The sequence below is a fragment of the Barnesiella sp. CU968 genome (assembly GCF_905219685.1).
In the GTDB taxonomy this organism is placed as follows: domain Bacteria; phylum Bacteroidota; class Bacteroidia; order Bacteroidales; family Muribaculaceae; genus Lepagella; species Lepagella muris_A.
Genome location: NZ_CAJMXD010000468.1, coordinates 1 through 2,026 on the forward strand (window position 1 = coordinate 1; position 2,026 = coordinate 2,026).

Here is a 2,026-nt window from a genome sequence, read left to right on the forward strand (position 1 = left end):
GCGATATGCCTTATCTTGTATTCAAACACGAGGACATAGACCGCCACCATATCCATATCGTGGCTCTGAGAGTAAGACCTGACGGCACCTGCATATCCGACCGCAACAACTTTTACAAGAGCAAGGATATATGCCGTGAGCTTGAAAAGAAGTATGGACTGAAACCGGCGGAGCGTCAGAAAATCACAGCGGATATGCCTATAAAAAAGATTGATCCTAACGGCGACATAAAGCGACAGGTCGCCAATACGGTCAAAATGGTGGGTATGCGTTGGAAATTCCAGAGCATGGGAGAATATAATGCCATACTCGGACTATATAATGTGAGGTGTGAGCAGACTGACGGCAGAGTCAACGGACGCGAATATCACGGACTTGTCTATTTTGCCACTGATGACAACGGCAACACAATCGCCACTCCATTCAAGGCTTCACGCCTCGGCAAGTTCGCCAGCCGCACTGCCATTGACAACCGGTTTGAACGTGCAAAAGACAAGATTGACATCAAGCCGACCAAGAGAATGGTTGCCGAGGCTATGGCTTCCGCCTCCGGCAAAGATGATTTCATCGCAGGACTGAAGGAGAGGAATATCGACCTTGTTCTCCGCTACACTGAGGACGGACGGATTTATGGAGCGACGTTCATAGACCACAATACTATGACGGTTCTCAACGGTTCCCGCATCGGCAAGGAGTTCTCCGCAAACGCCCTGCAAAGGTGGTTCGACAATCCGGAACAGAAGCCTGTGCAGAATATGTCGGATATTACCGCACCCGATAGAGATACGGATGCACGCAATGACGGGCAAGCATCAGATGACACTGCCCAGTCCGCAAGTCAGCAGAATAAGCAGAGTGGTCGCAACAACGACTATGACGATATTCCCTCATTGCCCGAACTTGACTTGTTCCATGTCGGCCCCGGCTTTGATGCCGAGGAGGAAGCGTTCTACCGTGCCATGCAGCGGCGCAAGAAGAAAAAACGTCGCGGACCAAAATTATAATTACTAATCTCCAAACAAATTTTGATTTATGAGTCAACAGGAAGATGACCTCCGGGCATTGGCTAAAATCATGGACTTGCTCCGTGCTTTGAGCATAATACTCGTGGTCGCAAACATCTATTGGTTCTGTCAGCAGATGGTATCGGGCTGGCAGTTCCATACCGAAACAATGAAGATACTCCGCAACCTCGACGATGCGGGCAAACTGTTCCATAACCCGTGGATTTCAAAATGGTGGACTTTGCTGTTCCTCGGACTTTCATGCGTGGGTACGAAAGGCGTGAAGAACGAGAAAGTTCAATGGATCCATATCTGGATTTTCCTCAGTGCGGGAGCCGCCTTGTTCTTCCTCAACTGGTGGATGCCGTCTATTGGCTGGGTGTTCCCGTACATTCTGACCACTGTGATAGGTTATGTCCTGATGCTTGTCGGCGGAGTGTATATGAGCCGGCTTTTGAAGAACAATATGATGGACGACCGTTTCAATGACGAAAACGAGAGCTTCATGCAGGAAACAAAACTGATGAACAATGACTACTCCGTCAATCTGCCCACGAAGTTCTATTACAAGAAGCGATGTCACAGCGGATGGATAAACGTAGTCAATCCATTCAGGGCGACAATCGTACTCGGCACTCCCGGTTCGGGCAAGTCGTATGCCATCGTCAACAATTTCATCAAGCAGCAGATTGAAAAGGGCTTTGGGCTTTACATCTACGATTACAAGCAGCCCGACCTGACGCTTATAGCATACAACCATATGCTGAACAACCAGAAGGGCTACGGTAAAAAGCCACCATCTTTCTATGTCATCAACTTTGACGACCCGGAACACTCCCACAGGTGCAACCCCATACACCCGGCGTTCATGACGGATATTGCCGACGCCTATGAGTCGGCATACACCATAATGATGAACTTGAACCGCACTTGGGTGTGACCTGAAAAGTCACATGATTGATTGTTAAACAATGATATTCAAAGAGTTGAATATTGATTTAACCCGCTGTTCCGTCAGCGGT

The 2,026-nt window shown here is 48.6% G+C and carries 1 protein-coding gene and 1 pseudogene; both read left to right on the plus strand.

The genetic code is table 11. The features are described 5' to 3' along the window. Positions 1–1,004: relaxase/mobilization nuclease domain-containing protein (locus JX312_RS12795; protein WP_204458302.1), on the plus strand; the 1,004-nt coding region annotated here is incomplete at its 5' end. A 28-nt stretch (positions 1,005–1,032) separates the two neighbouring features. Further along, positions 1,033–1,941 (plus strand): annotated as a pseudogene (locus JX312_RS12800) (YWFCY domain-containing protein); the annotation flags it as partial. Between the last annotated feature and the right edge of the window lie 85 nt (positions 1,942–2,026).